The following is a 26,938-nucleotide window of genomic DNA, read 5'->3' as shown; positions in this document are numbered from 1 at the left end:
TCGGCCCGATTGCGGGCAGTCCAGAGCCGGCATCCGCGAACACGGGCATGGCGAAAATCGCCCACGGCCGTGCGATGATGGTGGGCATCATGCGTCGTGGGCTCCTCTGTCTCCCTCTCCTCGCGGCCGTGGCCTGCGGCGACCTCCCCGGCGACACCGACGCCGCCACTCTCGGCACCTCCGACGCGAGCACCAGCACGGACACCAGCACCGCGGCCTCGACCCAACCGACGACCACGCAGACCCCGCCGGACACCAGCGAGGGCAGCATGAGCGGGGCCGAGACGACGACGACGGGCGCGCCGACGGGCACCTCGGAGCCGCTGACGAGCACCACGGGCGACCCGCCGAAGGCCGACATGGGCAGCAGCGGCGGCGAGTTCTTGCGCTGTCACGACGCCCCGCCCGACGGCGCCACCCTGGCCCCGGACATCCCGGCCTACGGCGGCAGCTGTCCGACCCTCGAGATCGGCTACATGGAGGGCCAGGCGTTCAACGTCCTGCCGCAGCAGCTCGGCAACAACACCGTCGAGCGCCAGTTCCTCGTCATCGCCCCCGAGGACGCGGGGCCCGACGAGCGCTTGCCGGTGATCTTCCTGTGGCACTGGCTCGGCGGCGACGCCCAGGACTTCTACGAGCGCGGCGACGTGCAGAACGCGGTCAATCAGAAGCGCTTCATCGCGGTCATCCCCGAGGCGCGCGAGGGCCTGCTGTTCAAGTGGCCGTTCAGCGCGCTCGACAGCGACGCCGACCTGCAGGCCGAGTTCCGGTTCTTCGACGACATGCTGTCGTGCGTGGCCGAGCAGTTCAGCGTCAACAAGGAGTGCGTCTCCTCGACCGGCGTCAGCGCCGGCGCCCTGTTCACCAGCCAGCTCGCGGGCGGCCGCGGCGACGTGCTGTCGTCGTTCATGTCCCTGTCCGGAGGGACAGGCGGCGCGATCAAGCCGTGGACCGCGCCGGCCCACAAGATGCCGGCGATGGTGCTGTGGGGCGGCCCCGACGACTTCTGCATCCTCATCGACTTCGAGCAGACGTCGAAGGACCTCGAGCAGAACCTCGAGGCCGGCGGTCACTTCGTCCTCGAGTGCGTCCACAACTGCAACCACTCGACGCCGCCGTTCCCCGTCGAGCCGGGCGAGACCGCCTTCGCGCCGCTGTGGGACTTCTTCCTCGACCACCCGTACTGGCTGGCGCCGGGCGAGTCGCCCTACGACGAGTTCGGCGTCCCGGCAGGCATGCCCGACTGGTGCGCGATCGGGGTCGGCAACGCGGTCCCGCCGCCCGAGCCGTGCGACAAGAACGAGTGCTCGTGACGGCCACGCCGCGCGTACGCACGAAGGGCCCGGCGCAGTGCGACCGGGCCCTCGTGGCGCCGCCGTGGCGCTCCGGGCTCACAGCCCGCTGACGTTCAGGCCGCCCGCCTTCACCTTCGACTTCGTCTTCATTGGGACCCTCCTTTCGCCTCGACGATAGCCGGCGGGCCCGGGACGCACCACGCGCCGGGTCGCGCGTGTCGTGTTCGCGCGGGGGCTCCGGTTGCGCCCGCGCGCGACTGTGCGGCATCCTGACCGCGATGCTCGGTTCGCCCGCGACGCGCCGCTCCGCCGCCCTGTTCGCGCTGCTCTGCGCCTGCAGCGATTCGGCCGCCACCACCACCACCGACGACAGCACCGGCGCCGCCAGCAGCACGAGCGAGTCCGGCGCGAGCACGAGCACGACCACCGGCACGACCGCCGCGCCGACCACCACTGTCGGCCCCGACAGCACCAGCAGCAGCGGCGATCCGGGCTTCGAGCCGCCCGCCCCGGTGTGCGGCAACGGCTACCTCGAGGCTGGCGAGCAGTGCGACGACGGCAACGACGTCGACGACGACGGCTGCGACGGGGCGTGCCTGATCCCCTGCGGACTGGCCGGCGAGGCCATCGCGCTCGCGCCCTCCGCCGAGTCGGAGCTGTGGGTGGTCGCGGTCGCGCCCGCGCCTGACGGCGGCTTCGTGGCGATCGCCCGCCAGCGCGAGATCACCAGCGACGAGGAGGGCATGCAGACCTTCGGCCTCGCGCGCACGCGGGCGATCCGCTACGCCCCCGACGGCCAGCCGCAGTGGGACGTGCTGCTGGCGCCGGCCGACATTCGCTTCACGCCGGTCGACGGGGTCGTCGACGCCGACGGCCACGTCTACGTGGTGGCGACGGTCGCAGGGGCCGACGAGGACGACATCCGCGCGGTCAAGCTCGATGGCACCGACGGACATGTCCTCTGGACCATGGACAAGGACGGCGCCGAGCCGACGAGCGACGACAAGGCCAGCGGCATCGCGCTGGCGCCCGACGGCGACGTGGTGATCGCCGGCGACGTCAGCGACGGGCCCGGCGGCGGCGACGTGTGGCTCGGCAAGCTGACCGCGGGCGAGGGCACCGAGGTGTGGTCGACCGTGTGGAGCGGCGCGGGCAACGGCATGTTCTCCAACGACGACGCCGGTCGCCTGGCCGTCGCCGAGGACGGCTCGATCTACGTCGGCGCCCGCGAGTACGTCGACTACAACATCGGCGAGGCGGTGCTGCTCAAGTTCGCGGCCGACGGCGGGCCGGCCGAGTGGAAGTTCTCGCCGCTGGCCGACGGCAGCGTCCACAACCACGGGCCCGGCTGGGTGTCGGTCGACGCGGCCGGCGACGTGCTCTACACCGCGGTGCGCCTGCAGGGCGCGGTGTCCAACTTCTGGATCTACAAGGTCGGGCCCGACAACGAGCTGCTGTGGGAGCGGGCGCTGGCCGACTATGAAAACGACGGCGACCAGTGGTCGCTCGACGGCGCCGCGTTCGCGCCCGACGGCGAGGTCGTGCTGGCCGGCAGCCTGCGCCTCAAGGACAAGGTGGCCGCGCTCGAGTGGCGCGAGGCCTGGCTGGCCCGCCTCGGCGGCGACGGCGAGGTCCGCTGCCGGGTCCGCCACCGCGCCCCCAGCCCCGACCTGCTGCCGCCCGACGTCGTCACCTACGACGCGGCCGTCGGCGCCGACGCGACCGCGTACGTCGGCGGCGTGCTGGTGGTCGCCGGCGAGCAGCAGAGCTGGGTCGGCCTGTTCCGGCCGTAGCGCGGGCGAGCGGGCGCGTCGATCGGCCACGTCGCGGGTCTCGCGGGCTTCGGGTACAGCGCTTCGCGAAATGTCGACTGCGAAATCAGCTTAGTTCCGGCGTAAACGCCGGATTTCGGGCTACTTGCCAGCCAGTGCCCGGCGGTTGCCACGGCCGGTCGGGGTCGACCGCATCGGCACCATGGGCGCCAGCGTCGGGGGCGGGGCGGTTCCCGCCAGCATGTCCACCGCCTCGCGAGCCTTCCGCAGCTCGACCGCGCCGCTGGCCAGGACGGCGCCACCTGCCACTCGCCATGCGTGCCACAATGCCGCGAGATATGCTGACCCTCGCTCCCGTCGCTGATGTTTTGCTCACCCGAAGCTGGGCCGTCACCGACCTCGGCGGCCTCGCTGCCGAACATGTGATCGCGGCGGTGGCGGACGAGCAGACCCATCTGTTGCTGCCGGTCGGCCCCAGGCGGGCCGTGCTGTGTGAGCTCGACGCGCACTGCACCATCGCCGCGACCATGACGTTGCCGTCGAGCCACGTATGGGGTGATCGCGCGGGGAGTGAGGCCGACGAGGCGGTGGTCGACGGCGTGCCGGTCCTGCCCGTCGCGGTCTCCGTCGATCGCGGGTGCGTCGTGCTGAGCGCCAGTCCACTCCCGGACGCCCGGACGAGCTCGTTCCTCGACGGCGCGCCCGCCGAGGACGTCCTGCTGTGGTCCTGGGAGCGCGGCACGGTCGAGGCGATGTTCACCGGTGAGGCGCTGGCGGGCGAGCTGTGGGCGGCCGCCTTTGAGCCCGCGGACGCCACGCTGTGGCTGGTCAGCGCGGTGAGTCGGGACGACGTGAGCACCCTGTCGCTGCACCGTCACGGCCAAGCCGGTTCGCTCGACCTGGTGAGCGCTCGCCACGGTGCGGACTTCGAGCGGGACGGCTGGGGCTTTGTGCGGCTCACGCCGTGCGGCGGCGCGGTGGTGGTGTCGATCGGTACCTGTGGCGCGGCGACGGAGCACCTGCACGTCATCGTCGAGGCGCGCGGCGAGGCGCTTGTGGAGCAGGCGCGAAGGACCGGGGCTGGGACCCGTCTCCTCGGTCGCGGGCCGGTTGAGACACTGCGGCTGCATACGCCGGCGGGGATCGTGGCGTTCAGCGGCGCGGCGGCGGCGATCGAGCTGCCGGCGTGGCCGTCGCGGATCGAGGCCCATGGAGGTTCACTGATTGCCCTCGGGCGCGAGCACGCGGCTGTGCACACTCCGGACGGCTGGCGGCCGGTCGACATCGCGGCGCTCACCGAGCTGCTGGCCGCGTGGGACGAGACGCGCGACGAGGAGGTGCTCGCGCCATGGGACGACCCGCGGGTCGTGCGCACCGCCGACGGCGACGCGCTGCTGGTGACCGGCGTGACCGAGAATGGCCTCGTGGCGGCGATGTTCGGCGTGACCGAATAAGTACGGCGAACCCCGCGAACCTCTGGATGGCGGCGGCACGCTCGTAGATCGCTCGCCCGTCATACGAGGCCGACCCGCCGTCGTCGGCTCCACGGTCGGCTGTCCCTTCGACCAGATCTCTGGGCGCCTGGTCGACGGCCAGGGCTGGCCGCCGACGAGACGCTTTCTCGCGTCCATGACGGCGTGTCCTCTCCCGCGATGAATCACCCCCGGCGCGTCTCCCCGTAGAAAGGCTGGCATGTCGTTCGGGACATGCCCCTGAAGACATCCGCGCGTCGGCCCGCCGCTCAGGCGTCGCCGAAGCCGCCGGAGATCCAGCGGCCGGCGCTCGCGCTCGAGAGCTTGAAGTCCGGCGCGACGCGGCGCTCGGCCAGCTTGTCGCCGAGGGGGCCCCACGCGGTGAGCAGCGCGTGCGGGTCGTCCTCGTCGGCGGCGACGTCGAGGTCGACGCGGATCGCCTCGCCCTCGGCCATCACGGTGACGCTGCGGTGGCGCCGGGCCCGGGCCTGGGCCTCGTGACGGGTGAGGACGTCTCGCGCGCCCTTCAGCAGCGTTTTAAAGTCGGTGTGGTTGAGCGGCTTGGGGTTCTTCTTGTCGCGCCCCATGGTCCACGGGCTGACGAGGACCGGCTCGGCGTCGCCGTCGCGCGTCATCGTCACGGCCCAGCCCTCGTCGTCCTCGTTCTTGATCACCTGCGCAGTGAAGCCGCTGGCGACCCACCGGCGCGCGTCGCCCTCGCTCCCGTCGTCTGCCTGATCCGACGTGTTCTTCGTCATGGTGCTCCGTGCCTGGAGAGGCTGAGCGTTTGTATAGCATCGTCGCGGAGAGCGACAGGCGCCGCGCCTCAGGGGACGCGGACCAGCAGCGAGACCGGGAGGTCGGCGAACACGTCGGCCAGCGGCACGGTCTCGCCGCGGTGCTCGGCGCCGGTCAGCAGGTCGCGCCAGGCCGCGGCCGGGCCCAGCGCCAGAGTCTGCTCGCCCCACGCCGCGCCCAGCGGCCACGGCTGGCGGCCGCCCGTCAGCGTGTACGCCAGCCGCGGGACCACGCACACGAGCTCCTGGTCGCCGTGGGCGCGACGGAACGCGACCACGTGCTTGCCGGCGGCGATCGGTGCGTAGCTGCCCTTGAGGTAGAGGGCGCGGTGCTGGCGGCGGTGCCTCAGGCCGAGGTGCAGGACCATGAGCTTGATCCGGCCGTCGAGGTAGTTGGCCAGCAGGTCGCGCGCGCGCCCTCGCGGGTCCGACGCCCGCGCCTGGATGTCGGCCAGCGCCTGTCGGCGCCGCTCGTAGTCGACGGGCCGGCGGTTGTCGGGGTCGACGAGCGAGAAGTCCCACAGCTCGCCGCCCTGGTAGGTGTCGGGCACGCCGGGCGAGGCGAGCCGCAGGCACACCTGGGCGAGCGAGTTGACCGCGCCGTAGGTGGAGAGCTTGCGCGCGAGCGCGGCGGCCGGGCCGCAGAAGCCGGGGTGGGCCAGCATCTCGCGCACGAACTTCTGCACCGCGGCCTCGTAGGCGGGGTCGCTGGAGATCCAGCTGGTGCGCTCCTTGGCCTCGCGGGTGGCCTTCTCCATGTACGCGGCGACGCGGTCGACGAAGGCGGGCGGGACCGCGTCGCCCTCGCCGAGCTCGTCCAGCGGCAGGGCGCCGACGACTGTCTGATAGAACAGGTAGGCGTCGTTGCGGGTCGGCGCCAGGTCGTCGTCGACCTCGGTCCGGTACGGCCGCGACATCCGACTCCACGCCGAGACCGCCCGCCGCCACTCGTCCGGCAGCTCCGACAGCACCGCCAGGCGGGCCCGCACGTCCTCGCCGCGCTTGGTGTCGTGGGTCGCGGTGGTCGTCATGGTCCGCGGGAACCACTCGCGCTGGCGGTGGTTGTGCGCGTGGAACTCGTCGATCGAGGTGCCGAAGATCGCGGGGTCGCAGCCGACCTCGTTGAGGCAGACCAGCCGGTTGTAGCGGTAGAGCGCGGTGTCCTCGACGCCCTTGGCGATCACCGGCCCGGTCAGCTGGGCGAAGCGCATGGCGAAGCGCACCGCCTCGGCGCGCTGCTCGGCCTCTTCGGGCAGGTTGCGCAGCATCAAGAGGTCGCGCAGGAACTCGAACACGCTGGCGTCGACGTCGGGGCGGCGCCGCCGGGCCCGGCGCAGCGCGCGGTCGATGTACGCGTCGTCGCTCGCGGTCCGCGAGCCGTCCGGGCGCACGTAGGTGCGGTAGACCGGGAAGGCGGCGATGGTCTCGACGATCGCGGAGGTCAAGCTGACGCGCGTGAAGTCGCGGGAGCGCCGGCGGGTCTGGGCGATCCGCTCGAGCCGGTGGGCGAGCATGTGGATCTCGCTCGACAGGCTGGCGCTCAAAATGGCGAGCCGCGAGTCGTGGGCGATCGCGTCGTAGTCGCGCTCGGTGGCGATGAAGCGGTGATAGAAGCGGGTCAGCCGCGGGCCCGAGTCGGGGCGGACCCACAGGCCACCGACGATGCCGAGGAAGTCGTAGCCGGTGGTGCCGTCGACCTGCCAGCTGCGCGGCAGCGCCTCGCCGGGCTCGAGGATCTTCTCGATCACGAGGTACAGCGGCTGCGCGCCGGCCGGGGCGTGCGCCCGCGCTTCGGCCTGCAGCGCCTCGAAGTAGGCCGCGGGGTCGTAGAGGCCGTCGGTGTGGTCGAGGCGGAGGCCGGTGATCCGGCCCTCGGAGAGCTTGCGCAGCACGAGCGCGTGCGTGGCCGAGAACACCGCGGGGTCCTCCATCTTGATCGCCGCCAGCTCGTTGACGTCGAAGAAGCGGCGGTAGTTGATCTCCTCGGTGGCGACGCGCCAGAAGCTGAGGCGATAGACCTGCTCATTCAAAAAGGCCTCGAGGGCGTCGAAGCTGCGCGGGTCGCCGGGCGTGCCGGCGAGCTCCTGCAGGGCGGCGTCGACCGCGGCGGCGATCGGCTCGGACTCGGCGAGCAAGGCGGTCAGGCGGCGCTTGATCACGTCCTTCTCGCGCGCCCGCTGCTCGCGCGCCTCGGGCGGCGTGCTCGCCTCGGCGGGCAGGTGATCGATCGCGGTCAGGATGCTGTGGAGCTCGGCCAGCGTCGGGTCGTCGGCCGCGAGGCTCAGGCGCGCGAGGGCGGGGCCCAAGATCCGCGGCAGCGACTTGATCGCGGCCGGCAGGCGGCGCTCGTAATACGCGACGAAGAAGCTGCCGCCGTCGCGCACGACCTTCAGCTCGCCGGCCTCGAGCGCCTCGCCGAACTGGCGCCCGAGGATCGGCAGGAGCACCTTGCCGGTCATGCCGACCTTCGGCGGCGCCCACTCGATGTCGAACCAGCCCTCGTGGATCGAGGCCTCGCCGCTCTCGAGCACGTCGTTCCACCAGCGGTTCTCGCCGCTGCCGATGCCCATGTGGTTCGGCACGAAGTCGAGCACGTGGCCGAGGCCGCGGGCGCGCAGGCCGTCGGTCCAGGCGTCGTAGTCGGCCTCGTCGCCGAGCTCGGGGCCGAGGCGGCCGTGGTCGACGACGTTGTAGCCGTGGGTGCTGCCGCGCTCGGCGTGCAGGTACGGCGAGGTGTAGACGGCGTCGACGCCGAGGGCGTCGAGGTAGTCGGTGATCGCCGCGGCGGCGCGGAAGTCGAAGCCGGCGTGGAGCTGGAGGCGATAGGTCGAGGCGGGGGTCGTCACTGCGCGTCTCCGTCGGCCGCGTAGATGGCCGCGCGGGCCGGCGGCAGTGCCGGGTGGGCCTCGCTGCCGCTGCTCAGCAAGAGCCGCCACGCGCGCCCCTCCGGCGGGGTCGGCGGGCCGCCGGCTTCGCGCGGGCCGAAGTCGACGACCAGCAGGCGGTCGCCGCCCGGGCCCTTGCGCAGGACCCACATCACGTGCTCGCCGACGATCCCCACGGACATGTTCGATCGGTCATGCGCCCTGATCGTCTCGTCGGATCGCCGCAGGTGCAGCAGGGCGCGGTAGAGCTCGAGCACCCCGGCGTGCTCGCCCGCGTCGCGCTCGCCCCAGTCGAGGCGCGAGCGCTCGAAGGTCGCGGGGTCCTGGGGGTCGGGGATCTGCTTCTGTTGTTCGGGGTCGTGGAAGGCGGCGAACAGCTTGAACTCGGCGCGCCGGCCGGCGGTGACCTTCTCGCCGAGCTCCGGCGGGTGGTCGGTGAAGTATTGCCACGGCGCGCTCGCGGCCCACTCCTGGCCCATCCACAGCAGCGGCGTCATCGGCAAGAACAGCAGCAGCATCGAGGCGGCGCAGTAGAGGTCGAGCGCGGCCTGGTGGTGCAGGCGGTCCCCGAGGGCCCGGTTGCCGACCTGGTCGTGGTTCTGCAGGCAGTAGACGAAGGCGGGCGCGGGCAGGCCGCTGGCGTCGGCGCCGCGCGGCTTGCCCGAGGGCGGCCACGCCTGACCCTCGTAGACGAAGCCGCGCTCGATGCAGCGGGCCAGCTCGAAGACCCTGGGCTCGAAGGCGTCGTAGTAGCCGTCGCGCTCGCCGGTGAGGACGACGTGGACGACGTGGTGGAAGTCGTCGGCCCAGATCGCGTCGAGGCCGCGTTCGAGTACCAGCGCGGGGTCATGGGTCTCGTCCTCGGCGATGAGCAGGCGGTGCTCCGGCAAGGCGCGGACCTCGGCCGCGAGCTCGGCGAGGATCGGCCGCTCGGTCGGGTCGACCATCGCGTGGGTGGCGTCGAGGCGCAGGCCGTCGAAGCCGAACTCGGTCAGCCAGTAGCGGGCGTTGTCGATCACCAGGCGGCGCATCGCCGGGGTGGCGAAGTTCAGGGCGTCGCCCCACGGGGTCTGCACCGCGTGGGCGAAGTACTCCGGGCTGTAGCTGCCGAGGTAGTTCCCCTCCGGCCCGAAGTGGTTGTAGACGACGTCGAGCAGGACGTTCATGCCGAGCAGGTGGGCCGCGTCGACCAGCGCCCGCAGCTCGTCGGGGCGCCCGTAGCCGGCGTGCGGCGCGAAGTGGCCGACGCCGTCGTAGCCCCACCCGCGCCCGCCGGAGAAGCTCGACAGCGGCATCAGCTCGATCGCCGTCACCCCGAGCTCGGCGAGCAGCGGCAGCTTCTCCGTCGCCGCCGCGAAGGTGCCCTCGGGCGTGAAGGTGCCGACGTGCAGCTCGTAGATCACGCAGTCCGTCAGCGGCCGCGGCCGCCACTCGGTCGCGCGCCACTCGTGGTGCGCGCGCACGACCTCGGCCGGGCCGTGCACGCCGAAGGGCAGGGCGCGCGCGTAGGGGTCGGGGACCTCGGCGTCGTCGAGCTTGAAGCGGTACAGAGTGCCCTCGGGCAGGTCGTGGAACGCCTCGAACAGGCCGTCGCCGAGCGGCTGCAGCGGCCGCTCCTCGCGGGCGACCGGCGGACCGCCGTCCTCGGGGCGCTCGTACAGGACGACCGCGACGCGGCCGGCGCGGGTGCTCCACACGCGGAAGCGGACGCCGCCGTCGACGAGCGCGGCGCCGAGGTTCGACATGTCGGAAGGTTCATGTGTCATGGGTCATGTCCGGATCGACGCCGCGGAACAGCACGAGGGTCTTGGGCGGCAGCTCGGCCCGCTCGCCGCCGGCGACCTGGCCGTGGGGCTCGTCGGCGGCGGTGTCGACGAGCCGCTCCCAGGCGGCGTGCAGCGGGGGCAGCACGAACTCGACCGGGCTCAGGCTGCCGTTGAGCACCAGCAAGAGGTCGTCGTCGCGGATCGGCTCGCCCTCGTCGTCGACGTCGTCGACGCCGTGGCCGGCGAGGAACATGCCGAGGCTCTGGGTGGTCGGGTCCTGCCAGTCGTCGTCGGACAGCTGCTCGCCGTCGGGACGCAGCCACATGATGTCGTGGACGTCGCCGCCGCGGATCTTGCGACCCTTGAAGAACTTGGAGCGCTGCAGCGCGGGGTGGTCGTGGTAGACGCGGAGGGTCCGCTGCACGAACCGCAGCAGAGCGCGCCGCTCGTCGTCGAGCTCCCAGTCGTACCAGCTGATCTCGTTGTCCTGGCAATAGGCGTTGTTGTTGCCGCCCTGGGTGCGCCCGATCTCGTCGCCGCCGGCGATCATCGGCGTGCCCTGCGACAAGAGCAGCGTCGCCAACATATTCCGCTGCTGCCGCTGCCGCAGCGCCCGCACCTCGGGGTCGTCGGTCGGGCCCTCGGCGCCGCAATTCCACGAGCGGTTGTGGTCCTCGCCGTCGCGGTTGTCCTCGTGGTTGGCCTCGTTGTGCTTGTGGTCGTAGGCGACGAGGTCGGCGAGGGTGAAGCCGTCGTGCGCGGTGACGAAGTTGACGCTCATGTACGGCCGGCGCCCGTCGTTCTGGTAGAGGTCGCTGCTGCCCGACAGGCGGTAGCCGAGGTCGCCGGCGACGCCGCCGTCGCCGCGCCAGAACGAGCGCATGGTGTCGCGGTACTTGCCGTTCCACTCGGCCCAGCGCACCGGGAAGTTGCCGACCTGGTAGCCGCCCTCGCCGAGGTCCCACGGCTCGGCGATCAGCTTGACCTGACTTATCACCGGATCCTGGTGGATGATGGTGAAGAACGACGACAGCTGCTCGACCTCGTACAGGCCGCGCGCGAGGGTGGCGGCGAGGTCGAAGCGGAACCCGTCGACGTGCATCTCGAGGATCCAGTAGCGCAGCGAATCCATGATGAGCTGCAGGGTCTGCGGGTGCCGCACGTTGAGGCTGTTGCCCGTGCCGGTGTAATCGTAGTAGTAGCGCGGGGCGTCCGGCACGAGCCGGTAGTAGGTCGGGTTGTCGATGCCGCGGAAGCTGAAGGTCGGCCCGAGGTGGTTGCCCTCGGCGGTGTGGTTGTAGACGACGTCGAGGATCACCTCGATGCCGGCCCGATGCAGCGCGCGGACCATCTCCTTGAATTGCTGGACCTCGGCGGCGACGCGCTCGCCGCTGCGGTAGCGCACGTCGGGGGCGAAGAAGCCGATCGTGTTGTAGCCCCAGTAGTTGCGCAGGCCGCGGTCGAGCAGGAACTTGTCGTCGACGAATTGATGCACCGGCAGCAGCTCGACCGCGGTGACGCCGAGCTCGGTCAGGTGGCGCACGATCGGCGGGCTGCCGACGCCGAGGTAGGTCCCGCGCAGCTCGGGCGGGACCTCGGGGTGGCGCATCGTCAGGCCCTTGACGTGCGTCTCGTAGACGATGGTCTTGTGCAGCGGGACGTGCGGCCGGCGGTCGTCCTGCCAGTCGAAGCCTGGATCGACGACGACGCCGAGCGGCACGCCCCAGCTCTCGTGCGGGTTGGCGATGAGGTCGCGGTCGGGGCTGTCGCTGGCGATGTCGTAGGAGAAGGTGCCGTCCTCCCAGCGGGTGACGCCGCTGAAGGCCTTGGCGTACGGGTCGGTCAGGAGGTTGCGCGGGTTGAAGCGCAGGCCCTCCTCGGGCGCCCACGGGCCGTCGACGTGGTAGCCGTAGCGCTGGCCGGGGCCGACGCCCTCGACGAAGGCGTGCCACACGAAGGCGGTCCGCTCGCGCAGCGGCACCCGCTGCTCACCGCCGTCGGCGTCGATCAACACGAGCTCGACCCGCGAGGCGTGCTCGCTGTAGAGGGCGAAGTTGGTCCCGGTCCGACCGTCCCAGGTCGCTCCGAGCGGGTATGCATTGCCAGGGCGGATGCGCACGGTATTTTCTCGCTGTCACGCCCGGCGGCCGCGGCATTCGACGAGGAGGTCGCGCTCGCTGTCCGGGAGCTCCCGACGCGCCGGCCGGAGCCGCTCGCGCCGCACTTTGAAGTCGATCCTTCGCGTCGTCATGACGGGTGCCGGGGCGACCAGGAGAGACGTGCTCGGAAAACCGAGGCGAGCAAACGATGTCCGGCCGCGCGGCTTTTGTCGGCTCTGTCGCGCCAGGGGCTCGGCGCCCGCGTCGACCGGGCTGAACGGCGTGAGCCGCGCAAGACCGACTCCCCACGGCTCGTGCCAGATCCCGGGGCCGGGCCCCTCGCCGGGTAATTCGCCTGGGTCGCGGGTCGAGTCTTTCTTGCGAGAAAGACAGGCCGGTCGCAGTCCGGAGGTCGGGCTACACAGAACGTCTTTTTGGACATGTCGTGGGAGACATGCCCTTTGAGTCAGGCGCCAAGCCGCGCGTCAGTGCAGGCGCACGACCTGGCTGGCGGACACCGCCGCGCGCAGCTTGCCGCCCGTTTTAAAAGACAGGCCGGCCAGCGTCCCCGCGGGCAGGGCGGCGACCACCATCGTCGCGTCGCTGTCGGGGATCTCCAGCGCCGCGGCCGGCTCGCGCACGGTCTCACCGTCGAGCGCGAACTCGACGAAGGTGTCGCTCGCGCGCCCGCGCAGCGGCACCGCGCCGGTGGTCGTGTACCAGTGGGTCTTGCCGTCCTTCATCAGGGTGCCGACCACGATCGGCTGCGGCGCCGGATCGAGCGGAGCCCCGCCGGCGTCCCACGACGTAAGCTCGCGGATGCTGTCGAAAGTCTTCTCCCACCCGAAGTCCGACACCCACGACTGCGAGCAGTAGCTCATGTAGTCGCGGAAGCTGGTCGGCGAGCGCATCCCGGTGTCGTGGATCCCGTAGCCCCAGCGGCCGATCCGGCCGTTGGCGTACGGGTATTCGGGGTCGGCCCCGGCCTCGCCGCCGCTGCAGCGCACGTGATAGAGGCCCTGAGTGTGGCCGACCTCGTGGACGAAGGTGTCGCGCGCGGCGGCCCCTGACGATTGATAGCGGCCCACGGCCAGGCGCTGGTACGCGTAGCCCTTGGTGGGCAAGTCGGGGATCCCCGCCGCCTGGCCCAGGAGCCCCGGCGGATAGCCGTCGCAGCTCTCGATGAGGCCGTAGTAGTAGACGTTGTCGGCCGGCGCGTCGGCGGCCCGCAGCTCGCCGAGCTTGGTCAAGATCGGCACGAACCCGTTGGGCTCGTTGCCGATCGTCGCGGTGTACTCCCACGGCGCGTGGACCGTCAGCACCGCGCGCTGGACGGGGTTGTGTTGCTCGAGCCACACCCGCATCGCCTCGATGTCCGCGTCGGTGATCGTCGGCGTGCAGGTCATGCCGTCGATCACGTGCTGCAGCGGCACCAGCTCGACCTTGAGCTCCATCGGCGCGTCCTCGACGTGCAGCGTGCCGCGACCGGCCAGCGGCAGGATCGGCGGCGGGTCGCTGATCTCGCCGGAGGCCAGCGCAGGGTCGGGCTCGAGCGCCTCGATGCGGTACTGCAGCCCCGGCCCGACCAGCGACGCCGGCAGCTCCCACGAGAAGGTCGTGAACAGGTCGCCGTCGTTGCTCGGCCCGTTCACCATCACCTTGAAGTCGTCGACGCGGGTCTCGCCGTCGGGCGTCCAGAGCGTCAGGCGGCCGACGATCTCCCGGGGCGTGAAGCCGGCGTGCAGCAGCCAGTCGGCGCGCATCACCGCCTTGCGCCCGGACAGCAGGCGGGCCCCGAGCTCGCCGCTCGGCACCTCGGCGCCGTCGCGCACGATCTCCAGCTGCACGCCCTGATTGAGGGTGGCGCGGGTCAGGCGGATCCCGCGGGCGTACTCGAGCGCGGGGGTCTCGTCGTCGCCGGTGGTCGAGCTCGCGGCCGCGGTCGTCGTCGGCGTCTCGGCGCCGGTCGAGGTCGAGGCGTCGCCGGTGGTGCTGGTCGACGAGGGCAGGGACTCGGTCCCGCTCGCCGGGTCGTCGGCGCACGCGGGCAGGAGGACGATCGCCACGATGGACGCGAGGCGGGGGCGCGACATCGCCTGCGACTGTATCAGGCCCGGCGGGCGCCGAGTACCGCCCGCGGGCCCGAATCGGGCCGCGGAGGGTCCCGGTCGGCGCGAGTGCGGGTGGGGGCGGGTGCGCGCGCGTGCCCTCGCGCGTGATCCCGGCCGGCGCTCGCACCTGCTTGCAGGTGCAAGCCGGTCAGGGCTATAGCGGGAGTGCCGTGAAGTTGATCCGTCGCGTCTCCCTCGGCCTGCGCGAAGGCTCCTCCGACAAGGTCTACATCGTCGACCTGTGCGAGGTGAGCAAGGGCAAGTTCGTCGTCAACTTCCAGTTCGGCCGCCGCGGCGCGCCGCTGAAGGACGGCACCAAGACCGAGGCGCCAGTCGCCGAGACCACCGCGCGTTCGGTGTTCGCCAAGCTCGTCGACGAGAAGAAGCGCAAGGGCTACGCCGAGTCGACCGAGGCGGCGGCCGTGGCGCGGACGCTGGGCGGCGCGCCGAGCGAGACGGCGGCCACGGCGGCACCTGCCCGAAAGGCCAGCTCCGCGTTCACCAGCCCGAAAGAGGCGATCCTCGCCCGCCTGCAGGGCGGCGGCGGGCGCAAGCCGTGGAAGCCGGCGCGGGTGGTCTGGCGCGCCGGCGAGTACCGCCTGCGCGAGGCGGTGCCGCACCTCATCCGCCTGATCGGCACCGGCGACCTGATGCTCGACTACTGCATCGCCTGGGCGCTGGCCCGCTGCGGCGACGCCGACACCTTCACCGCCCTGGCGCGGGCCCGCAACGAACCTGGCCTGCAGGCCAGCAGCCTCGACGAGGCGCTGAAGCTGTTCATCCCGCGGGCGAGCAAGAGCGACATGGTCATGCGCATGACGCTCGAGATGCTGCGCGGCTGGAGCGACGAGCTGCGGGACGCAGTCGCCGCCAGGGCGCGCGCCGCCCTGCCGCCCGCGCTGAAGGAGTTCGCGGGCAAGGGCGACCCGGAGGCGTTCGCCGCGGTGCTGCTGGCCGCGCTGGCCGCCGGCGACACCGCCGCGCTCGAGGACATCTACCGCATCGACGACGAGACGGTGCGCCCGGGCCTGCTCGCCGGGCTGCGCACGATCCCGCTGCAGGTCGGCAGCTTCCGCCACGTCCGCCACGTGCTCAAGATGGCCGAGGTCCGCGGCGACGCCGAGGTGTTCGGCCTCATCGCCTACCGCGTCGAGAAGACCCCGGCGGCCTTCGGCTCGCGCCGCAACGTGTTCCTCGGCGGCGGTCGCTGGACCGACGTCGCCAAGGAGCTGAAGCGCCCCGACTCGCGCCTGGCCTACTCGAGCAAGACCCGCGACTTCCTGCGTCGTCGGGCCTTCCGCTCGCTGCGGCGCCTGGCCGAGGCCGGCGACGCGCTCAGCTACGTCAAGATGGCGGTCGGCGTGCTGCTGCCGTTCAGTGACGCCGACGGCCAGGAGGTCAAGACGGCGACGCGCTACAACTACAGCACGCGCAAGAACAAGGTCACCCGCTGGGACCGCTTCGCCGCCTACCACGCCTTCAACGCGATCCTCTACGGCGGCAACAGCCCGCGCTACGAGCCGCGGGTGCGCGGCGCGACCTGGCGCTGCCGCGGCAACTACAAGCCCGGCGACCCGGCCCCCGCGAGCCGCGAGGAGGCGTTCCCGAAGATCTGGGACCAGGTGCCGATGGGCCTGATGCACCTCCTGTCCGAGAGCACATGTACTTTGGTGCATGAATTTGCGGTCAGGGCGGTCCGCGACAACAAGGAGTTCCTCGGCGCGCTCGACGTCGACGGCATCGTCATGCTGCTCGAGCGGCCGTTCGAGGTCACCGCGCAGCTGGGCTTCGAGCTGGCCCGGGCCCGCTACAACCCCGAAGAGCCCGACCTGGCGCTCGTCGCCGCGGTCGCCAACTGCGCCGTGCCGGCCGCGCGCAAGCTGGCCCACGGGTGGATCGACAACAACCGGGCCCGCTTCGTCGAGGCCCACGACCTGCTGATCGCGCTGCTGTTCTCGGCCCACGCCGACACCCGCGCCTACGCCCGCGTGCTGCTGCAGGGCGTGCCGCTGCTGTCCGCGGCCGCGTCGGCGTTGATCGGGCGGGTCGTCGCCGGCCTGCTCGCGCTGCCGAACACCCCGGCCGCCGGCGAGGTCGCGGCCGACGTCGGCGAGACCGTGATGCGGGCGTTCGCCCGGCCGCTGCGCGGCATCGGCCTGGGCGTCGTCGTCGACCTGGTCGCGCACCCGCTCGAGGGCGTCCAGCTGCTGGCCGCCAACATCCTGCTCAACCACGACACGCGGCCCGAGGACCTGCCCGAGCAGCTCGTCGCCGCGCTCGCGGTCGAGAGCAAGCACGCCGCGGTGCGCAGCCTCGGCATCCGCCTGTTCGGCGAGCTGCCCGACAGCGTGCTGGTCCACCGCGGCGCGCTGATGCTGGCCTTCCTGACCTCGGCCCACGTCGACCAGCGCGACGCGATCCGGCCGGTCGTGCAGCGCCTCGCCGCGCGCGACCCGGCGTTCGCCGCCGCGATCGTCGCCCCGCTGATCGGCGCGCTGCTGGTCAAGGAGGTCCACGAGGGCGTGCACAGCTTCGTCCTGCGCCTGCTCAAGACCGACCTCGAGCAGGGCCTCGGCGCGGTCGACAAGGACCTCGTCATGCGCCTGCTGCGGGCCAAGGCCTCGGCGGCGCAGGAGCTCGGCGGGATCTTGCTGGCGCGCAACGTCGACCCCGACAGCCTCGACGTCGGCGAGGTCGCGCGCCTGGCCAGCCACGAGATCCTCGCGGTGCGCCAGGCCGCGTGGAGCTTCTTCGAGCGCAACGTCGAGCGGATCCGCCGCGAGCTGCCGCAGGCGATCAAGATCCTCGACGCCAAGTGGGACGACTCGCGCGCGTTCGCGTTCGCGTTCTTCCGCGAGCGCCTGCAGCCGGGCGACTTCCCGCCCGACGTGCTGGTGGCGATCGCCGACTCGGTGCGCGCCGACGTGCAGTCGTTCGGCCGCGAGATGATCACCCGCTGCTTCCAGGAGGAGCACGGCCTCGACTACCTGCGCCGCCTCAGCGAGCACCCGTCGGCCGACGTGCAGCTGTTCGCCACCAACTACCTCGAGCGCTACGCGGCCGGCTCGGTCGAGCGGCTGCGCGAGCTCTTGCCGTATTTCCTCGGCGTGCTGTCGCGGGTCAACCGCGGCCGGGTGGCCAAGGCGCGAGTGTTCCGGTTCCTGACGCTCGAGGCCGAGAAGAGCCCGGAGGCGGCGCAGCTGGTCGCCGAGCTGATGACGCGCCAGAGCTTGACGATGGCGATCGGCGACCGGGCGGCCAGCGTGGTCGCGATGGTCGAGGTGCGCCAGCGCTTCGGCGACGTGCCGTTGCCGATCGAGATCCGCCAGCCGCCGGTGCGGACGAAGGGACAGGTGCAGCGTGGAGTTTGAGTACCGCTATCACGGCAGCACCGCCGTGGACTCGTCGGCGCGGGCGACCAGCATGTCGTTCTCGCCGGACACCCGGCGCGAGCCGACCTACTTCGTCGGCGAGCTCGGCAAGTGCCTCGAGTTCCGCGAGGCGATCTCGGCGCTGCACGACGTCGTCGTGTCCGACCTGCGCTTCAAGCCCAAGGACCGCACCGAGTACATGGCGTGGCTGGCCAAGCAGGAGCAGGTCAACTGGCAGCAGGTCGCGCTGCAGCGCTCGCGCAGCGCCGCCGACATCAAGCGCATGCAGGAGGAGCTGGACGGGCTGTACCGCACCAGCTCGACGCGCATGCAGGGCTTTTACAACGCCAAGCGGCGCTACTTCGATTATCTGTACCAGAAGGACCGCGACGCCTGGTTCGTGCTCGACCCGGTGATCACCGTCCACCCCGACGAGGTGTTCTTCGAGTGCTTCTCGCAGGACGAGTCGACCTACGGCCGGCTCGGCGCGCGCTACGAGGTGTTCAAGCAGGTCAAGGAGTTCGCCTGCGGCACCACCAACATCGACTATTCGGCGGCGCTCTACGACGAGTTTCAGAAGATCCGCCGCTACAAGCAGACGATGTTCACCGTCGACCCGTCGGGCTTCGGCGTGCAGACCACCGCCGAGGACGACTTCAAGGAGCTGAAGATCGACCTGCCCGACTCGTGGGTGCGCGGGTTCTTGCAGGTCAGCTCGGCGATGACGCTGCCGACGATCTCCTTCGACCTGCACCCGATGGACGTGCACAACCTGTGCTTCGTCCTCCGCCGCAACAAGGAGAAGGTCGGCCCGCGCAGCCTGCGGTACATCCTCAAGCCCGGGCACCCGGTCAAGGTGGTGTTCGAGCCGTGGAACCGCGAGGTCGTGTTCCCGCGCTCGATCTTCCGCGGCGACAAGGAGCACGAGGTCCGCGTGTGGGGCCGGCGACGGATCCTCATCCTCGAGCGCCTCATCCAGCTGGCGAGCAAGTTCACCGTGCACCTGCTCGGCACCGGCCTGCCGTCGTTCTACATCGCCGACCTCGGCGACATGAACTTCACGCTCGGCCTGTCCGGATGGACAGCCAACGATTGGTCGACCGCCGGTAACTTCGACCTCATGGCCCCGCGCGCCACCGTCGACGAGTTCACCAAGCGGCGGGTGTTCGAGGGCCTCAAGAAGCACTGGTTTCACAGGCCCGAGGCGCTCGCGCGCGAGCTCGAGCTCGACACCAGCGCGGTCTACGGGGCCCTGGCCGCGTACACCCAGGCCGGCCGGGCCATGTACGACCTCGACAAGCAGGTCTACCGCGTCCGCGAGCTGAGCCGCGACCCGCTGCCGATGGACAAGCTGCGGTTCGCCAACGACCGCGAGGCCGAGGCCCAGGCGCTGGTCCAGCAGAATCACGCCACGGTGCGCCAGGCGTCGGCGTCGGGCGAGGGCGGGCTGGTGCTGCGCGGACGCGTCCGCGACGGCTCACACAACTACGAGCCCGAGCTCGCGCTCGACCGCGACGAGCGGCTCGCTTCCGCGTCGTGCACGTGCAACTTCTACCAGCAAAATAAACTGTACAAGGGCCCGTGCCAGCATATACTGGCCCTGCGGATCCAGCACCGCCGGGCCCAGGGCGGGGTCGTCTGAACCTGTCCTCCGGAGCAGCTGAAATGCCGCGTCGCCGCGGCAGTCCCCCCATTCCCACGAGGCGCATCACCACCGAATTTCGTCATGACAACGGCGAAGGCCGAGCCTAGCAACCCGGGCGGTGGATCGCCGTCCTTGCGAAATGCTCGTTCACGCTTCACTGGCCCGCTCTTGACTGTGCGGCCCATCGGGTAGCTGTCGCTATTCCGGTGTGACTTCCATGAAGCGACTGAGCGACAGCTACCCGGGGCCGCTTGAGTTGAGCGGTCCAGTCCTTGGAGCCTTCGTAGCGGGTCTTCGCCGTTGTCATGACACCTATTCCTCGCCGTCGCGCGCCCCCTGACGTGCCCCCGTAAGAACATGGCCGGCCAACCGACATCCCGCGAAGCGCTGTACGAGCGGATCCGCAGCACCTCCAAGGAAGAGGTGATTCTGGAGGAGATGATCCGGCTCGGCTTCTGGCCGGCGCAGGGCACGGTGCCGCACGACCCGGCCGAGGAGATCCGGCGCCGGGGCGAGCTCGAGCGGCAGCTGGCGGAGCTGCGCGAGAAGTCGCGCAAGCTCTACAACGAGAAGGTCCTGATCGCCGAGCAGCGCAAGGCCCGGCTGCTCGAGTCGCGACGCAAGCAGAAAGAGACGAAGGCCCGCCGCGAGCGCGAGCGCCAGGAGCGGGCCCAGAAGTGGGCGGCCCGCAAGGGCGGCGAGATCGTCTACCTGGGCGAGGATGTCTCCGGGGGCATGTCCGACAAGACACCCGACCTCGAGACGCTGAAGGAAGAGGGCCTGCCGGTCCTCGCCAGCGCCGAGGAGCTGGCCAAGGCGATGGGCGTCGAGGTCAAGGCGCTGCGCTTCCTCGCCTACAACCGCAAGGTCTCGCGCGTCTCCCACTACCGCCGCTTCCTCCTGCCCAAAAAGACAGGCGGCTTCCGCCTGATCTCGGCGCCGATGCCCCGCCTCAAGCGGGCCCAGAAGTGGGCGCTCGAGCACATCTTCGCCAAGCTGAACGTCGACCCGGCCGCGCACGGCTTCGTCGCCGGCCGCTCGATCGTCTCCAACGCGAAGCCCCACGTCGGCGCCGACGTGGTCGTCAACTTCGACCTCAAGGACTTCTTCCCCACGGTGACCTTCCCGCGGGTGAAGGGCGCCATCCGCCACCTCGGCTACAGCGAGTCGGTGGCGACCGCCCTGGCGCTGGTCTGCACCGAGCCCGACGTCGACGAGGTCGCGCTCGACGGCACGACGTGGTTCGTCGCCCGCGGCCAGCGCTACCTGCCGCAGGGCTCGCCGTGCAGCCCGGCGATCACCAACCTGCTGTGCCGCCGCCTCGACACCCGCCTCGGCGGCCTCGCGCGCGCGCTCGGCTTCGTCTACACCCGCTACGCCGACGACCTCACGTTCAGCGGCCGCGGCGAAGCGGCCGAGAGCAAGCGCGTCGGCAAGCTGCTGCGCGGCGTGGCCGACATCGTCGCGCACGAGGGCTTCGTCGTGCACCCGGAGAAGACGCGGGTGATGCGTCGCGGTCGCCGGCAAGAGGTCACCGGCATCGTCGTCAACGACCGGCCGAGCGTGCCGCGCGACGAGCTGCGCAAGTTCAAGGCGACGCTGTTCCAGATCGAGAAGGACGGTCCGGCCGGCAAGCAGTGGGGCAACGGCGGCGACGTGCTGGCCGCGGTCCACGGCTATGCGTGCTTCGTCGCCATGGTCGATCCGGCGCGCGGCCAGCCGCTGCTGGTGCGCGCGCGGGCGCTGCTCGCCAAGCACGGCGGCCCCCGCAAGCCGCCCGCTGGCTCGGCGCCGCGCGTGCCGTCGCCCGATCCGCAGCCCGTCAATGCCCCCGAAGCGCCCAAGCCCGCCGCACCAGCGAGCCCGGCCGCGCCCGCGAAGAAGGGCTGGAAGCTCTTCTAGCGCCCGCCCTGGCGTGCGACAGTCACCGGCATGACGCCGGAGTTGACCGCGCTGATCGTCACCGCGGGGGCGTGGATCCTGCTCCATCTCGTCGTCGCCGGTTCGCCGCTGCGGCGCGTCATCGTCGCCAAGATCCGCGAACCTGGCTTTCAGGGCATGTTCTCCCTGCTGTCGCTCGCCGGCCTGGTCGCGCTGGTGATGGCGTACCGCAGCGCCTCGGCCCCCGGCGTCAACTTCGACCTGTGGGTGCCGAGCCACGCGGCGCTGTGGACGCCGCTGGTCGTCATGCCGGTCGCGCTGCTGCTGCTCGTCGGCTCGCTGACGACGCCGAACCCGACCTCGGTCGGCATGGAGCGCGCGCTGCATGCCCCCACGCCGGCCCGCGGGATCTTGCGAGTCACTCGCCACCCGATGCTGTGGGGCTTCGTGCTGTGGGCCGCGGCGCACCTGGCCGCCAACGGCGACGCGGCCTCGCTCGTGCTGTTCGTCGCTGTCGCAGTGCCCGCGCTGACCGGCATGTTCAGCATCGACCGCAAGCGCGCCCGTCGCGACCCGGTCGGCTGGCAGCGCTACGCGGCGGTCACCTCGATCGTCCCGTTCGCGGCCATCGCCGCCGGTCGCAACCAGTTCGTGGCCGGCGAGATCGGCCTGTGGCGCGCCGGCGTGGCCCTGCTGGTCGCCGCCGCGATCGTGGCCGTCCACCCGCTGCTGATCGGCGTGTCGGCGCTGCCGTTCTCCTGAACTTCGGGCTATGTCCTTCAAGACAGCCGACGAGGCCCACGCCGAGGGCGAGCGCCGCCAACGACGCGGCGAGCACGAGGGGGCGCTGGCGGCCTTCGAGGCGGCGCTCAAGCTCGACCCGCGCCATGCCGCGGCGCTCAACGACGCCGGCTGGCTGCTGACCACGACCCTGTCCGAACGACCCGGTGCGCGGGGTCGGGGGCTCGAGCTGCTGCGTGACGCCATCGCCGCCGGGCCGGACGACACGCGGCCGCTCTACAACTTCGCCGACGCCTGCGTCGCCGTCGGCCAGCTCGGCGAGGCGCTGGCGCCGGTGCAGGCCGCGCTGCAGCGGCGCCCGGACTGGGCCGAGGCGTGGAACCTGCGCGGCTGGCTGCGCGGGGTCAAGGGCGACGACCCGCGCGGCGGCCTCGACGACCTGCAGCAGGCGCTGCGGCATCGATTTTGGTACGGCGACGCCCACCTCAACCGCGGGCGGATCTTCGTCGCCTTCGGCGAGCACGCGGAGGCCGAGTCGGCGCTGCGCCTGGCGCTCCGCTGCGGCTGCTTCCGCCCCGGCGAGGCGCACTACCGTCTGGCCGGGCTGCACGAGCGCCGCGGCCACCTGCGCCGCGCGCTGGGCCACTACCGCCGCGCCTTTGAAGTCGGCGCCGCCGAGTTCCAGCAGGACGCGGCCGGCGGGGTAGTCCGCTGCGGCAACGCGCTGCACCACCGCGGCGCCTTCTTCGTCCACGCCGACGAGCAGATCCGCCTCGCCACCATCGACCGCGAGGACCGACGCCCGCGGCCGATCGCCGACGTCCTGGTCGAGGTCCGCCGCGAGCTCGCGCGCGTCCCCGAGGGGTCCGAAGACAGCCAGATCGAGGTGGGCCGCCTCGGCCTCCTGGCCGCGGAGGCATGTCTGGAAGGACATGTCCTCGAGCCCAGGTGGACCGATCAGTCGCCGGCGCTGGCGATCGAGCTGCTGGCGACCGGCTTCACCGGCGAGCGGCACGACGCGCTGCGGCGGCTCGCCGAGGACGTCCGGCGGATCTGGCTCGAGCTGTATGACGAGCTGCTGGCGCGCGAGGAGCCAGATCCGGAGGCTTCGGCGCTGGCCGAGGTCGAGCGGCTCACCGGCGAGCGCGACCATGCGGCTGCCATCGCGGCCCTGCGCGCGATCGACGTGTGCGACAACGGACATTTGCTGCGTCGCGCCGACGTCGCCGAGCGACTCGGCGATCGCGCGCGCCTGCACGGCGACGTCCAGGTCGCGCTCGACCTCTACCGCCTCGCCCACGGCGACTTCGCCCGCTACGCCTCGTACGCGACCGCGGGCGCCGAAGGCATGGCACGTATGCGCGACGTGAATCGCCTGAACGGCAAGCTCAGCGAGCTAGGCGACCGCTGAGCTCATAGGCTCGTGAGAGCGTCGGCGCGGCCAGGGCGAGCGATGGCGATCTCATGACGGGCGCGCGGCGGCGCGTTCGCGCCCGTTGAGCCGCCGGGCCGGCCGCGTTACCGTGCAGCCCGGCGCGCGGCCCGGGCATGACCTGTCCCGAAGACCATCCTCCGCGCGCGGGGAGCGGACATGGGCGGCGGAAGTTACGACGGCGAAGTGGCCAGGGAGTCGCGCTCGCGCGGCGGCGACGTGTTCACCTACCGCGGCGAGGCCGCCCCGCACGGGGCGCGGGGAGTCCACCCGCTGCTCGACGCGCAGGGCAGGGTGCGCGAGTGCATGAACCCGACGCCGATCGTGGTGGCGATGGACGTGACCCGCTCGCGCGGCGACGACACGCGCCTCATCTACGCCAAGCTGCCGCTGTTCATCGGCCAGATCGAGCTCAAGGGCTATGTCCCCGGCGCCGCGATCAGCTTCTGCGCGATCGGTGACGCGACCGCCGGCGACAAGGCGCCGATCCAGATCGGTCAGTTCGAGGCCGACAACCGCCTCGACGAGGCGCTCAGCAAGATCTGGATCGAAGAGGGCGGCGGCGGCTCGGGCCAGGAGTCGTACGAGCTCGCGGCCTATTACTACGCCCGCCACACCAAGCTCGCCTGCCTCGACCAGGGCGCCAAGGGCTATTTCTTCTTCCTCGGCGACGAGGGCTTCTATCCGCAGGTCAGCGCCGAACAGGTGCGGCGCGTGCTCGGCCACGAGATGCCGGAGGCGCGGCCGGTGCCGGTCGGCGACCCCCGCGACGGCTACGAGCAGCCGGGCGCGACCGGCGTCGACAGCCGCACGATCTTCCGCGAGCTGCAGGACAAGTTCCACACGTTCCTCATCTACCCGCAGAAGTCGATGTCGGAGCGCCGCGCCGACATCGACGCGGAGATCCGCCAGCGCGTGCTGCAGGCCGGCGGCCGCTACGAGGGCGTCGACATCCGCGCGTCGCTGATCTGGGACAACCGCAACGACCTCGACCTCCACGTGATCGCGCCGTCGGGTGAGCACATCTACTACGCCCACAAGCGCTCGATGTGCGGCGGGTGGCTGGACGTCGACATGAACGTGCGCGGCGAGTCGACCAAGCCGGTCGAAAACGTGCAGTGGATCCGCGGCTCCGCCCCCGCGGGCCGCTACCGCGTGTTCGTCCACAACTACCGGTTCCATGAGCCAGACCAGCGGCCCACGCAGTTCCGTGTGGAGGTCGAGATCAACGGCAAGGTTCAGCACTTCGCTCGCGTGATCTCGGAGAAGGGCGAGACCGGGGTCAACAGCGAGGTGTCGATCCTCGAGTTCGACTACGACCCTGCCGAGCGGCCTCCCGAGCAGCCTGCCGACGCCGGTGTGTACGCCAGCTACAGCGACGACGTGATCCTGCGCCAGTGGGGCGAGGTCCTGCCGCAGCCGCACATCCTCCGCATCGAGGACCCCAAGGCGATCATCGACGTCATGCTCGGCGCGCTGGCGATCACCGGTGGCGGCCGCTCGCTCGACGAGTACATCGCGGACATGCGAGGCCGCGAACAACTCGACCTGCGCCAGGACCAGGCGTTCCGCACGCTCGGCGCGCTCGCTGCGGCCTGGCACGGCGGTGGCCCCCCGGCCGTGCAGGCCCCGGGCGAGCCGCGGGCCGGTCGCTCGCGCAGGCTGTGAACTGTTCCTGGGCCGGTGCGGCGGTCCCGGCTTCGCGGCGGCGGCCGCCAGCTCAGCGGGGCTTCGCAGCGGCGGCCGAGTCGATGCGGAGGGCTCGTCGCCGGCATCGATGCGCAGGCTGGAGTCGCCTGGTGCGCAGAATGGCGAAGGCCGCACGCCGCGATCGCTGCGAGCTCGAAGCTCGCGGGTTCGTGGCGGTGCGGCCGGGGTCGGCGCGCGCCGTTCGATCAGTGGCGGCCGCAGGCGAGCGCGCGCAGCTCGTTCATCGTCTTGAGGCGCACGCTGCACGGCAGGGTCTCGACGAACTTGGCGGCCTGCCGCCACGAGTCGCCGCGCATCTTCCACGAGTTGAGCTCCTCGGCGGGCGTGTACTTGCGGCGCTCGAGGTCGGCGCAGTACTGCTCGGCCGAGCGCTTGGCCATGCGCTTCGCGGGGGTCAGCTTGCTCTTGTCGACGGCCTTGGCGGCCGGGGCGGCGGGCGCCATCTGCAGCGCGGAGCCGGTCCACATGCCGGCGGTGACGACCTGCGCGTCGCGCTTGCTCAGGCCCGCGGCCTGCCAGGCGGCGACGTCTTCGGCGGGGGTCGGGCCGAGGGCGTCATGGCGCTGAAGCCATGTCCCGAAGACCAGGCTGGCGATCGCGGCCACGGCGAGGGCGCCGGCGCGGGCGGGGCGGATGGCGGTCTCGGAGCCGCGGAGCACCACGACGGAGCCGGCGAGGGCGGTCGCCACCGCAGCGATCGCGGCCACGGCGGTCGAGCCCGAAAGGCCCACGAGCAGGCCGAACAGGGTCCCCACGGCGCAGCCGAGCGTCAGGTCGGCGGCGAGGGCGTGACGGGGGGCGAGGTCGGTAGGCGAGGGGAAGGCTTTCATCATCGTGACCCCAGCGTATCACTGTCGCGAGGGCCTGCGACGGGCGAGCCCGCGCGGTGCAGCGATCGGCGGGCGTCGGATATCCTGCGCCGGTGAGCCCACGATCGCCGCTCGTCCTCCTTCTGCTGGTCGCCTGTCCCGGCGAGTCGGCGACCTCGGCCACCGACTCCGACGCAGGTGAGAGTTCGACGGCGAGCACGACCACCTCCGGCTCCAGCGGGGAGGGCGCGAGCGCGTCGACCACCGATGTGACTACGTCGACAGGGACTGGCGGATCGCCGACCGAGGCGACCACCGAGGTCACCGGCGGATCGACCACCGAGGACCCGGCGCTGGCGTGCAACGGCCACGTGGCCCTGTGCGCGCGCCGCTACGACGAGGTCGCCTATCCGTGCACGCACAACAGCTACTCGGCGCAGGACGCCGGGTTCACGCAGCTCGTCGCCAATCAGCGGCGCACCGTCGCGGTCCAGCTCGCCGACGGGGTGCGCGCGCTGATGCTCGACGTCCGCGTCGAGGACGGCGCGACGGCGCTGTGCCACGGCTCCTGCACGTACGGCCAGACGCCCCACGTCGAGGTGCTCGGCGACATCGCGGCGTTCCTGGCCGACAACCCGCGCGAGGTCGTCACGATCCTCTACGAGGACTCCGCCGAGGTCGAGGCGATCGCGGCCGACTACGCGGCGCTGGGGCTCGAGGACAAAGTGTTCGTGTACGCGGGCGGGCCGTTCCCGACGCTCGAGGAGATGATCGCGGCCGACACCCGCCTGGTCGTCACCGCCGAGCAGGGCGGGCCGCCTCCCGCGTGGTACCACCACCTGTGGGACCTCGCGTGGGACACGCCCTACTCGTACATGAGCGCGGAGGACTTCTCGTGCGCGCTGAACCGCGGCGACGCCGACAACCCGCTGTTCCTCGTCAACCACTGGGTCAACAGCGTGCTCGACCTGCCGAGCGAGATGAACGCGATCGAGGTCAACACCTACGAGGTCCTGCACGCGCGCGTGGTCGAGTGCATGCAGGCGAGCGGCGACTTCCCCAACTTCGTCGCGGTCGACTACTACGAGCGCGGCGACCTGTTCGCGGTGGTCGACGCGATCAACGGGGTGTGACTGCGTCGGCACGCGGGCG

Annotated in this window: 16 protein-coding genes; 10 read left to right on the top strand and 6 right to left on the bottom strand. The window is 71.6% G+C overall.

The window, feature by feature from the left end; translation table 11 throughout:
• The first annotated feature begins 89 nt into the window (after positions 1–89).
• The 3 genes from OV090_RS14405 to OV090_RS14395 all read left to right on the top strand — a co-directional run bounded on the left by OV090_RS14405 (position 90) and on the right by OV090_RS14395 (position 4,521).
• Positions 90–1,313 carry a hypothetical protein gene (locus tag OV090_RS14405; RefSeq protein WP_267704203.1) on the top strand — a complete coding sequence of 408 codons (1,224 nt, stop codon included), beginning with the start codon at positions 90–92 and terminating at the stop codon, positions 1,311–1,313.
• A gap of 260 nt (positions 1,314–1,573) precedes the next feature.
• Positions 1,574–3,088, top strand: coding sequence for a DUF4215 domain-containing protein (locus tag OV090_RS14400; protein ID WP_267704202.1), 1,515 nt, complete (start codon positions 1,574–1,576; stop codon positions 3,086–3,088).
• A 317-nt stretch (positions 3,089–3,405) separates the two neighbouring features.
• Positions 3,406–4,521: a hypothetical protein gene (locus OV090_RS14395; RefSeq protein ID WP_267704201.1), complete on the top strand. Its 1,116-nt coding sequence runs from the start codon at positions 3,406–3,408 to the stop codon at positions 4,519–4,521.
• 287 nt (positions 4,522–4,808) lie between these two features.
• Here the strand turns inward: OV090_RS14395 and OV090_RS14390 are convergent, their stop codons facing one another.
• From OV090_RS14390 to OV090_RS14370, 5 genes are all read right to left on the bottom strand, one after another.
• The gene (locus tag OV090_RS14390) at positions 4,809–5,297 is read right to left on the bottom strand and encodes a hypothetical protein (RefSeq protein WP_267704200.1); all 489 of its coding nucleotides are present in this window, start codon (positions 5,295–5,297) and stop codon (positions 4,809–4,811) included.
• 68 nt (positions 5,298–5,365) lie between these two features.
• Positions 5,366–8,182, bottom strand: a complete 2,817-nt coding sequence (gene treY / locus OV090_RS14385; protein ID WP_267704199.1) for a malto-oligosyltrehalose synthase — start codon at positions 8,180–8,182, stop codon at positions 5,366–5,368.
• On the bottom strand, positions 8,179–9,966 hold the full coding sequence (treZ, locus tag OV090_RS14380) for a malto-oligosyltrehalose trehalohydrolase (protein WP_267704198.1): 1,788 nt from the start codon (positions 9,964–9,966) through the stop codon (positions 8,179–8,181). Before treZ ends, treY begins: the two co-directional genes overlap by 4 nt.
• 10 nt (positions 9,967–9,976) lie before the next feature.
• Entirely contained in the window at positions 9,977–12,106 is a 2,130-nt protein-coding gene (glgX, locus tag OV090_RS14375; RefSeq protein WP_267704197.1) for a glycogen debranching protein GlgX, read from the bottom strand.
• Between the two features lie 465 nt (positions 12,107–12,571).
• Positions 12,572–14,179 (bottom strand): M66 family metalloprotease, encoded by a 1,608-nt coding sequence (locus OV090_RS14370; protein ID WP_267704196.1) that lies wholly within the window; start codon positions 14,177–14,179, stop codon positions 12,572–12,574.
• Between the two features lie 188 nt (positions 14,180–14,367).
• Between OV090_RS14370 and OV090_RS14365 the strand changes: the two genes are divergently transcribed.
• The 6 genes from OV090_RS14365 (at position 14,368) to OV090_RS14340 (ending at position 24,935) form a co-directional block, all read left to right on the top strand.
• Positions 14,368–17,568, top strand: coding sequence for a hypothetical protein (locus OV090_RS14365; RefSeq protein ID WP_267704195.1), 3,201 nt, complete (start codon positions 14,368–14,370; stop codon positions 17,566–17,568).
• Entirely contained in the window at positions 17,558–19,210 is a 1,653-nt protein-coding gene (locus OV090_RS50655; protein ID WP_267704194.1) for an SWIM zinc finger family protein, read from the top strand. The genes OV090_RS14365 and OV090_RS50655 overlap by 11 nt, the downstream gene beginning before the upstream one ends.
• 360 nt (positions 19,211–19,570) lie before the next feature.
• Positions 19,571–21,115, top strand: a complete 1,545-nt coding sequence (locus tag OV090_RS14355) for a reverse transcriptase family protein (RefSeq protein WP_267704193.1) — start codon at positions 19,571–19,573, stop codon at positions 21,113–21,115.
• Between the two features lie 30 nt (positions 21,116–21,145).
• The gene (locus OV090_RS14350) at positions 21,146–21,856 is read left to right on the top strand and encodes an NnrU family protein (protein WP_267704192.1); all 711 of its coding nucleotides are present in this window, start codon (positions 21,146–21,148) and stop codon (positions 21,854–21,856) included.
• A 10-nt stretch (positions 21,857–21,866) separates the two neighbouring features.
• Positions 21,867–23,246, top strand: coding sequence for a tetratricopeptide repeat protein (locus OV090_RS14345; RefSeq protein ID WP_267704191.1), 1,380 nt, complete (start codon positions 21,867–21,869; stop codon positions 23,244–23,246).
• A 180-nt stretch (positions 23,247–23,426) separates the two neighbouring features.
• A complete protein-coding gene (locus OV090_RS14340) occupies positions 23,427–24,935 on the top strand; it encodes a hypothetical protein (protein WP_267704190.1) in 1,509 nt (502 codons plus the stop codon).
• A 227-nt stretch (positions 24,936–25,162) separates the two neighbouring features.
• Here OV090_RS14340 and OV090_RS14335 read toward each other — a convergent pair whose 3' ends face one another.
• Positions 25,163–25,810, bottom strand: a complete 648-nt coding sequence (locus OV090_RS14335) for a hypothetical protein (protein ID WP_267704189.1) — start codon at positions 25,808–25,810, stop codon at positions 25,163–25,165.
• An 89-nt stretch (positions 25,811–25,899) separates the two neighbouring features.
• On the opposite strand from OV090_RS14335, the gene OV090_RS14330 reads away from it, so the two are divergent.
• The gene (locus OV090_RS14330; RefSeq protein WP_267704188.1) at positions 25,900–26,919 is read left to right on the top strand and encodes a hypothetical protein; all 1,020 of its coding nucleotides are present in this window, start codon (positions 25,900–25,902) and stop codon (positions 26,917–26,919) included.
• The last annotated feature ends 19 nt before the right edge of the window (positions 26,920–26,938 follow it).

Origin of the sequence: Nannocystis sp. RBIL2 (assembly GCF_026626745.1) — a bacterium.
GTDB lineage: Bacteria > Myxococcota_A > Polyangia > Nannocystales > Nannocystaceae > Nannocystis.
This window is presented reverse-complemented; position numbering and strand designations above follow the sequence as displayed.

Excerpts from the sequence above, each read along its gene's own strand:
- OV090_RS14405 (WP_267704203.1), top strand. The coding sequence starts at position 90 with ATGCGTCGTGGGCTCCTCTGTCTCCCTCTCCTCGCGGCCGTGGCCTGC.
- OV090_RS14370 (WP_267704196.1), bottom strand. The coding sequence starts at position 14,179 with ATGTCGCGCCCCCGCCTCGCGTCCATCGTGGCGATCGTCCTCCTGCCC.
- OV090_RS14345 (WP_267704191.1), top strand. The coding sequence starts at position 21,867 with ATGTCCTTCAAGACAGCCGACGAGGCCCACGCCGAGGGCGAGCGCCGC.
- treZ (WP_267704198.1), bottom strand. The coding sequence starts at position 9,966 with ATGTCGAACCTCGGCGCCGCGCTCGTCGACGGCGGCGTCCGCTTCCGC.
- OV090_RS14355 (WP_267704193.1), top strand. The coding sequence starts at position 19,571 with ATGGCCGGCCAACCGACATCCCGCGAAGCGCTGTACGAGCGGATCCGC.
- OV090_RS14400 (WP_267704202.1), top strand. The coding sequence starts at position 1,574 with ATGCTCGGTTCGCCCGCGACGCGCCGCTCCGCCGCCCTGTTCGCGCTG.
- OV090_RS14335 (WP_267704189.1), bottom strand. The coding sequence starts at position 25,810 with ATGATGAAAGCCTTCCCCTCGCCTACCGACCTCGCCCCCCGTCACGCC.
- OV090_RS14390 (WP_267704200.1), bottom strand. The coding sequence starts at position 5,297 with ATGACGAAGAACACGTCGGATCAGGCAGACGACGGGAGCGAGGGCGAC.
- OV090_RS14350 (WP_267704192.1), top strand. The coding sequence starts at position 21,146 with ATGACGCCGGAGTTGACCGCGCTGATCGTCACCGCGGGGGCGTGGATC.
- OV090_RS14340 (WP_267704190.1), top strand. The coding sequence starts at position 23,427 with ATGGGCGGCGGAAGTTACGACGGCGAAGTGGCCAGGGAGTCGCGCTCG.
- OV090_RS14395 (WP_267704201.1), top strand. The coding sequence starts at position 3,406 with ATGCTGACCCTCGCTCCCGTCGCTGATGTTTTGCTCACCCGAAGCTGG.